Source organism: Streptomyces sp. (genome assembly GCF_019510245.1).
Classification (GTDB): domain Bacteria; phylum Actinomycetota; class Actinomycetes; order Streptomycetales; family Streptomycetaceae; genus Streptomyces.
Window position 1 is genome coordinate 1 of record NZ_JAEKKT010000383.1, and the last position, 8,236, is coordinate 8,236.

Genomic DNA, 8,236 nt, shown 5'->3' on the forward strand with positions numbered 1-8,236 from the left:
GGCGGCCCTGGCGCACCGGGCCCCTCCGGTCCTTCCGGTTTCCCGCCCGATCCCTCCCGGCAGGGTGGTCCCGGCCCCTCCGGTTACCCCGGCGACCCCTCCCGCCCCGGCGGTCCCGGAAACCAAGGACCAGATGGCTACGGCTACCCGCAGCCCGGCTCCAACCCGCCCCCGCCCGGCCCCTCCGGCCCCGGCGGCCCGCAGGGCTACGGCGGCCACCCCACGCAGCCCGGCCCCTCGGGTCCCGGCGGCCCCGGCGGCCCGCAGGGCTTCCCCGGCGACCCGTCCCGCCCCGGCGGCAACCCCGGCGGTCCGCCGAACTTCGGTGCCGACCCCTCCCGCCCGGTCCCGCCGCCCCCCGGACCGACCCCGCCCGCCGGCCCCGGTGCCACGAGCGGTGCCCCGCAGGGCTTCCAGGCGCAGGGCGCATCCGCTCCGCCCGCCTTCCCTCAGGAGACCAACCGGCCCCAGCAGGGCGGTCAGTCCTTCGGCGGCGGCGCCGACGACTGGGTCCTCTCCCCGCCGTCCTCCACCGCCCCCGGCGGCGGCCCCGGTGGTCCTGGTGGCCCCGGCGGCTACGGCTACCCGCAGCCCGGCTCCACCCAGGCCCCGCCCGCGCCCCCCGGCCCGTCCTTCCCGCAGCAGCCGGCGACCTGGACGGCGACCATCGGCCCGGACCGCGACTACTTCCTGGCGATGATGCAGCGCTCCGGCCCCGACCGGCGACACCCCCGACGTCGACCTGTCGGTGCCGCCGGAGGACCCGGGCGTCTCGCACCAGCACGCGGTGCTGGTCCAGCAGCCGGACGGCTCCTGGGCGGTCGTCGACCAGAACTCGACGAACGGCACCACCGTGAACGGTGCCGAGGAGCCCATCACGCCGTTCGTGCCGGTGCCGCTCCAGGACGGCGACCGGGTGCATGTCGGCGCCTGGACGACGATCACGATCCGCCGCGGCTAGCGAACGAACGGCCGCGTCACCGGAGGGGCCATGCGTACGGCCCCTCCGGGTCGTCCAGCCACGCCCATTCCCGCTCTCCGCTGACCGTGATGCCGTACCGCTCACGGCGCGGCCGCCCCTCGCGCTCCCACAGCTCGTACGCCACCCGGGGTTCGAGGGTGTCCCGGGTCAGAGTCAGCAGGAAGCGGAACAGATCGCTCTCCCGGGCCCGGCGCGGCACCCCGTCCCACTCGATGAACCCTTCTTCGTGCCGGCCCTCCCCGCGCAACGGAACGAAGTAGGCGGGCGTGTGCAGGAACCGTCCCTCCGCGTGACCGGCGTCCCGGACGGTCAGGGCGATCAGCCCGGTGGCGAGCGGGCTCAGGATCCGTCCGCCGGGGCGGCACTGGGCGAGCCAGGCGACCGGCACCGACGACAGGGTGCAGGTGGCGATGATCCGGTCGAAGGGGGCGCGTTCGGGCGCTCCGCGCGCGCCGTCGCCGGTGACGACGGCGGGGTGGTGCCCGGCGGCCGCCAGATGCCTGCGCGCCGCCTCGGTGATCTCCGGCTCCAGGTCGACGGTGGTGACGCGGTCGTCGCCGAGCCGGTGCGCCAGCAGGGCCGCGTTGTAGCCGGTGCCGGCGCCGATCTCCAGAACCCGGTCGCCGTCCCGTACCCGCAGCGCGGCCAGCATCATCGCCATCAGCGAGGGCTGACTGCTGGAGGAGACCAGTTCGCCGTCGCGCAGCCGGGTGGCCAGCGGGGCGTCGGCGTAGGCCCCGCGCAGCCACTTCTCCCGGGTGCGCGGGTCCGGGCTCTCGCCCCACCGTCGCTCGTAGCCCCCCACGACGCCGACGTAGTAGTACGGCACGAACAGGTGCCGGGGCACCGCCTCGAAGGCCTCCCGCCACACCGGGTCGCCGACCCAGGCCCCGCTCGCGTCGATCTCCCGCACCAGCGCGGCCCGTGCCGAGGCGGCGAGTTCGGTGAGATCCCTGTCGAGAGCGTGCGTGCCCATACCTCCACTCTGCACCCTGAGCGCCGGAGGTCCTAAGCCTTGAGTCCTCCTCCACCCGGTCTGAGACCATGGTTGACGTGAAAGAGATCCGGCGCGGCACGCTTCAGACGCAGACCTTCTACGAGCAGGTCGGCGGGGAGGAGACCTTCCGCCGCCTCGTCCACCGTTTCTACCAGGGAGTCGCCGAGGACCCGGTCCTGCGGCCCATGTACCCGGAGGAGGACCTCGGCCCGGCCGAGGAGCGCCTCGCACTGTTCCTGATGCAGTACTGGGGCGGCCCCACGACGTACAGCGACAACCGCGGCCACCCCAGGCTGCGGATGCGCCACGCGCCCTTCGTCGTCAATCGCGAGGCGCACGACGCGTGGCTGAAGCACATGCGGGACGCCGTCGACGAGCTCGGCCTGTCCGAGGAGCACGAGACACAGCTGTGGAACTACCTGACGTACGCGGCCTCTTCAATGGTGAACACCGCCGACTGACCACCAGTCACTGAGTGCCGGATTCCGGTCGCTTTCCGGTTGCCCGACGCCGGATTCCGGTCACAATCCGGTCAAGCCCGCGCTACAAGCGCTTACCCGTGAGCACCACCTCTGACATCCTCGCCCGGAGATCTGCACAACACGGCGGGGGGCCGGGTGACGGGGTTCGGGGGAATCGCGCGTTTGGTGTTCCTGCGTGCGCGGGCGCACCGGCTGCTCCTCGCAGCGGCCCTGCTCACGGTCCTGCTCACCACCGCGGTCCTCGCGACCCTCACCGCCTACTCCGGCGCGATCGGTGACGCGGCCCTGCGCCACGCCCTCCAGGACCCGCGCAACGCCGCCGACACCGCGCTGGTCGTCAAGGCCGACGTACCCGAGGACCGTCGTACGGCCGCCGACACCGCCGTACGCGAAGTGGCCCGGCAGACGTTCGACGGGCTGCCGGTGACCGTGCGGACGTTTCTGCGGTCGGGTCCGTACGCGCTGCCGCGGTCGCTGCAGCCCGAGCGGGATCGGTCCGGGGACCCGGATCTGACCCACTTCGCGGCCCTGGACCGCAGCCGGGTGCGGCTGGTCGAGGGGCGGCTGCCGAGGCGGGCCGACGGGCTGGTCGAGGTGGCGCTCCCGCAGGCCGCCGCCCGTGCCCTCGATCTCGGCCGCGGCGCCCGCTTCACCCTCACCGACCGGCTGCGCGGCCCGGCGGTGCGGGTGACGGTGACCGGCCTGTACCGGCCCGTCCGCGCGGACGACCCGTACTGGCTTCTCGACGACCTGCACGGGCGGGGCATCAACAAGCTCGATTTCACGACGTACGGCCCGCTGCTCGCCGATGCAGGTGTGCTGGCCGACGGGACGGTGAGCGTCGGGGGGTCGGGCTGGCTGGCGTCGGCCGACTTCGCGACGGTGACGACCGCGCGCTCGGACGCGCTGCGGAAGACGGCCGTCGCTGGGAACGCGGCGCTGCGCAAGGAGTCCTCCCTCGGCGGCGCCACGACCGCGTCGACCTCGCTGCCCGAGGTCCTCGACCGCACCGACCGTTCGCTGCTCGTCTCCCGCTCGACCCTGCTGATCATCGCCCTGCAGCTGGTGCTCCTCGCGGGCTGCGCCCTGCTGTTGGTGGCGGGGCTCCTGAGCAGCGAGCGCATCGGCGAGAGCCGGCTGCTGCTGGCGCGCGGCGCCTCCCGCGGCCGGATCGCGGGCCTCGCCGCCCTGGAGGCGGCGCTGCTCGCGTTGCCCGCGCTGCTGTGCGCGCCGCTGCTGGCGGGCCCGCTGACCCGGACACTGGCCGGGCGGGGACCGCTGGCCCGGATCGGACTGCACCTGGAGGTGCCGACGGGCGGACGGGCCGGGGTGTGGCTGGTGGCGGCGGCGGTGGCGCTCGGGTGTGCGCTGGCGGTGACCCTGCCCGCGCTGACCTCCTCCTTCGCGCGCGGCCGGGCCCGGGCGCTGCCCGGTGCGGTGCGTGCGGGGGCGGACCTCGGGCTGCTGGCCGTGGCCGCGGTGGCGTACTTCCAGCTCAGCCACCAGACCTCTGGTGCCGTGTCCGGAGACACCTCCGGCACCCTGGGCGTGGACCCGCTGCTGGTGGCGGCGCCCGCGCTCGCGCTGCTGGCCGGGACCGTCCTGACGCTGCGGCTGCTGCCGCCGCTGGCCCGGCTCGCCGAACGCCGGGCGACCGGCGGGCGCGGCCTGACCGCGGCCCTGGCGGGCTGGCAGATCGCCCGCCGCCCGATGCGCGGGGCGGGCCCGGTGCTGCTGCTGGTCCTCGCGATGGCACTGGGCATGCTGGCCATCGGACAGGGCGCCTCCTGGGACCGTTCGCAGTCCGACCAGGCGGACTTCCGGGCCGGGGCGCCGGTGCGGGTGCTGACCCCCGGGGGCGCGGGGCTCGGCCGCACCGAGGAGTACGCGGCCGTCGCGGGCGTACGGCGGACCGCCCCCGCCGCCCGCTCCGAACTGCCGCTGTCCGGCAGCAAGGTGGCGACGGTGCTGGCCCTGGACACCTCGCGCGCCTCGCTGCTGATCCGTCCCGACCTGCATTCCGGACCCTTCCTCCAGGGTCTTGGGCCCAAGGGCTCGGTCACGGGCGTGCAGGTGCCCGCGGACACGGCCCGGCTGCGGCTGACGGCGGCCCTGCGGGGTTCCTTCCCGGGTACGTCGGCGCAGGTCACCCTCACCCTGGAGGACCGCTACGGCACTCCCTACCGGGTCCCGGCCGGCCAACTCCCCGCCGACGGCCGCGCCCACGCGCTGGACGTCTATGTGTCCGGGGGCCCGCTGACCCTCACCGACCTGGAACTGATCGTCTCCGTGCCGAGCGGCGAGGCCGAGCAACACCGTTTCACCCTCGGCGAGTTGACGGCTGCGGACACCGAAGGGGCGGTACGGCGGCTGCCGTTGCCCACCACGTGGAAGGTCACATCGAGGAGCGACGGGGTCGCCCCGACGGCGAACCCGAAGGCCGGACCGGCCCCGCCGCGCCTGAGTTCGGGATCCGGTCGGCTGACGGTGGACTACGGCACCGGTTTCATCCCGTCCGACGACACCTGGAGCACGGGGTCGCTGACGGTCCGGATGCAGGCCCCGCAGCCGGAGCCGGCCGAGGTCACCGCCGTCGCGACCGAGCGCTTCCTCGCCTCGGCGGGCGCCTCCCCGGGAGACACACTGGACGTGCCGCTGGGCGGCGAGACGGTGTCGGTGCGGATCGTGCGGTCGATCCGTGAGTTGCCCACGGCGTCGGACAGCGGTGGGGCCCTGCTGATCGATCTGCGGTCCGTGAACCGGGAGTTGCAGGCGCAGTACAACCGCGGCGTGGAGCCGACCGAGTGGTGGCTGATGACGGAACCGGGCGGGTCGGAGAAGGTCGCGGCGGCGCTTCGGGCCCGGCCCGACATGGACCCCGCGCAGGTGGTGGTGCGGGACGAGCTCGCCGGGCAGCTGCGCGACGACCCCTTCGGGGCGGGCCCCGAGGCCGCGTTCGCCGCGGCGGCCGCGGTGGCGGCGGCGCTGGCCGCGGTCGGGTTCGCGGTGGGCGCGGCGGGGTCGCTGCGGGAGCGGGGCGCGGAGTTCGCCGTACTGCGCGCCCTGGGGGCCCCGCGCCGCCGGCTGGCCCGCGCGGTCGCCGTCGAGCAGGGGGTCCTGGTGGTGCTGGCGCTGCTGGTGGGCGCGCTGCTGGGCACGGTTCTGACCCGGGCCGTGGTCCCGCTGATCGTGCTGACGGACGAGGCGACCAGACCGGTCCCGCCGGTCCTGGTGCAACTCCCGCTCCCGCAGGCGGCCGCACTGCTGGCGGCGGTGGCCCTCGCCCCGATCCTGGTCACGGCGGCACTGGCGCTGCGGCGGGCGGATCCGGCGCGGGCGTTGCGTGAGGGGGGTGAGTGAGGTGAGACGCTTCAAGGAGACGGGGGTTCCCCCGGTGACCGTGCCCTGGGTCCGCACCCGGCTGCGGACCGCGCCCGGCGCGGCGTGCGCGCTCGCGGTGCTGGTCGCGCTGACGGCGTGCCTGGCGGCCGCGTTCCCACGGGCGGTCGACCGCTACGAGGACGCCGGACTGCGCCGGGCCGCCGAGCAGGCCCGCCCCGACCGGACCGGCATAGAGGTGTACGCCCCCGAGCCGTCCATGATGCTGAAGCCGAGCGACCGTGAGGACGTCCTCCGTCCCGACCTGCTGGCCGCGCAGTACGCCAAGGTCCGCGCCGGAGTCCCACGCCCGCTCGTCCTCGACCCGGGGCAGTCGACGTACGGCGTGCGCACCACGCTGGACATCCCGGTACCGGACCCGTGGCTGCCGAGGCCGACGGGCAAGCCCGCGGAGGTGACCTTGGTCGCCCAGGCGGGCCTCGGCGCCCACGCCTCGGTCGCCGAGGGGCGTCTGCCGCGGGCGGACGACGACGTGACCGCCACCGCACCCGAGCTGGAGGCGGCGGTCACCGTCGACACCGCCAAGTCCCTCCACATCAAGGTCGGTTCGGTGATCCACTCACCCGCCGCCGGCCGTACCCTCCCCATCCGGGTCACGGGCATCGTCACGCCCCGCGATCCGAAGGGCGCCTACTGGTCCACCCATTCCATCCTGCGCACTCCCTCCCTGATCCGTGAGCCCGCGCCGTCCGTGGACATGCACTGGCTCGGCGCCCTGCTCGTCGCTCCCGAGGCGGCCCCGGTCCTGCTGGCCACCCCGGGACGCCCGGAGCGGTACTGGCAGTTGGCGCCCACAGTGCAGACGCTCCGGGCCCGTGACGCCCCGGCCCTGCGGTCCGCGCTCGCCTCCCTGGAGGCCGGTCCGGCACTGCGGAAGCTGCGCCTGGAGATCGACGGTCCGGTGACCGAGCTGACGGCGCTCGACGGCCAGACCGAGATCAGCACCGACCTCGACGAGGTCCTCATCGCCTACGACCGGCTCCGCGAGAGCGTCGCCCCGCTCGTCGCGGTCGCCGCGGCCGGCGCCGGCACGGTCGCCGTCGTCGTCCTCCTGATGGCGGGCGGCCTCACAGCGGACCGCCGGCGCAGCGAACTCGCCCTGCTGCGGGCCCGCGGCGCCTCCTTGCGGGGTCTCACCGTCCGCCTGTTCGCCGAGACGGCGGTCGTGGCCGTCCCCGCGGGCGCCCTGGGGCTCGCCGCCGCGCTGCTCACGGTCCCCGAGGGCCGCTTCCCGTACGCGATCGCGGCCGCCGTGGCGGTCACCGCCGTGACCTGCGTGGCCCTCCCCCTCCGCGCGGCGGCCGTCCACCGCGTGGTCCGCGTCCACACCGGCCGCGAGGACATCTCGTCCGTACGACCGTCGCGGCGCCGTACGGTCGCCGAGCTGACGCTGCTGGCGCTGGCCGCGGGAGCGGTGGAGTCGTTGCGTCGCCGTGGCACCTCGGGCTCCGCCGACGACCTCGTCTCGCTTGCACCCGTGCTGACGGGAGTGGTCGCCGCTCTGGTCCTGGTCCGTCTGTACCCGCTTCCGCTGCGGGGCCTGGCCCGTCCGGCCGCCCGTCTGCGGGGCGCGGTGGCGCATCTGTCCCTGGCCCGGGCGGGCCGCACCTCGGCCTCGGCGGTGCTGCCCCTCCTGGCCCTGCTGACCGCGCTGACCACGGCGGCCTTCGGCGGCTCTGTCCTCGCAGGCGTACAGGAGGCCCGCGACCACGCGGCCCTGCTCGCGGTCGGCGCCGACGCGCGCGTGGAGACGGGGGCGCCGCTGCCGTCCGGGCTGCCGGACCGGCTGCGCCGTTCACCGGGGGTGACCGCGCTGTCGGCGGTGAGCGTCATCTCCGAGGCGAAACCGGAGAACGGGGCAGTGTCGATACCACTGGTCGGGGTGAACCCCCCGGACTACGCGGCGCTGTCGTCCCGGACGGACCTGGGCGCCTTCGAGGCGGCCCGGCTGAGGGAAGGGACCACCGGGGAGGCGGCACCGGCCCTGGCCTCGACGGCCACCGCCCGGACGTACGGCACCCGCCCCTTCCCGGTCCTCCTCCCGGACGGCAGCGCGCTCACCGTCCGCATCACCACCGTCCTCGACCGCACGCCCGCGGTGCTGGGACCGGACTTCCTGGTCGTGAACCGGAAGGCATTGAGCCCGGCGGCGGCGCGGCCGACGACGGTGCTGCTGACGGGGACGTCGCTGGACGGCACCGCGATACGCAAGGCCGCCCCGAAGGCGGCGTCCGTTCACCTGAAGTCCGAGGAACGCGGACTCTACGTCGACTCCCCCCTGCAGACCGGCGCCGAAGGCGTCTACGCGACGGCGGTGGCGGCCGGCACGGGATACGCGGTCCTGGCTCTCTTCCTGTCCCTCCTGCGCACGTCCCC

At 75.3% G+C, this 8,236-nt stretch carries 4 protein-coding genes and 1 pseudogene; 4 read left to right on the forward strand and 1 reads right to left on the reverse strand.

Annotated features, from left to right (window positions below):
- A pseudogene (locus JF597_RS52340) lies at window positions 1-961 on the forward strand (FHA domain-containing protein); the annotation flags it as partial.
- A gap of 16 nt (window positions 962-977) precedes the next feature.
- Here the strand turns inward: JF597_RS52340 and JF597_RS52345 are convergent.
- On the reverse strand, window positions 978-1,958 hold the full coding sequence (locus JF597_RS52345) for a methyltransferase domain-containing protein (protein ID WP_294013946.1): 981 nt from the start codon (window positions 1,956-1,958) through the stop codon (window positions 978-980).
- A gap of 68 nt (window positions 1,959-2,026) precedes the next feature.
- Between JF597_RS52345 and JF597_RS52350 the strand changes: the two genes are divergently transcribed.
- The 3 genes from JF597_RS52350 to JF597_RS52360 all read left to right on the forward strand — a co-directional run.
- On the forward strand, window positions 2,027-2,440 hold the full coding sequence (locus JF597_RS52350; protein ID WP_069765753.1) for a globin: 414 nt from the start codon (window positions 2,027-2,029) through the stop codon (window positions 2,438-2,440).
- A gap of 186 nt (window positions 2,441-2,626) precedes the next feature.
- On the forward strand, window positions 2,627-5,821 hold the full coding sequence (locus tag JF597_RS52355) for an FtsX-like permease family protein (protein WP_294013947.1): 3,195 nt from the start codon (window positions 2,627-2,629) through the stop codon (window positions 5,819-5,821).
- Window positions 5,814-8,236, forward strand: a 2,423-nt coding sequence (locus JF597_RS52360; protein ID WP_294013949.1) for an ABC transporter permease, incomplete at its 3' end; no start/stop codon positions are given. The genes JF597_RS52355 and JF597_RS52360, both read left to right, overlap by 8 nt.

Excerpts from the sequence above, each read along its gene's own strand:
- JF597_RS52345 (WP_294013946.1), bottom strand. The coding sequence starts at position 1,958 with ATGGGCACGCACGCTCTCGACAGGGATCTCACCGAACTCGCCGCCTCG.
- JF597_RS52350 (WP_069765753.1), top strand. The coding sequence starts at position 2,027 with ATGGTTGACGTGAAAGAGATCCGGCGCGGCACGCTTCAGACGCAGACC.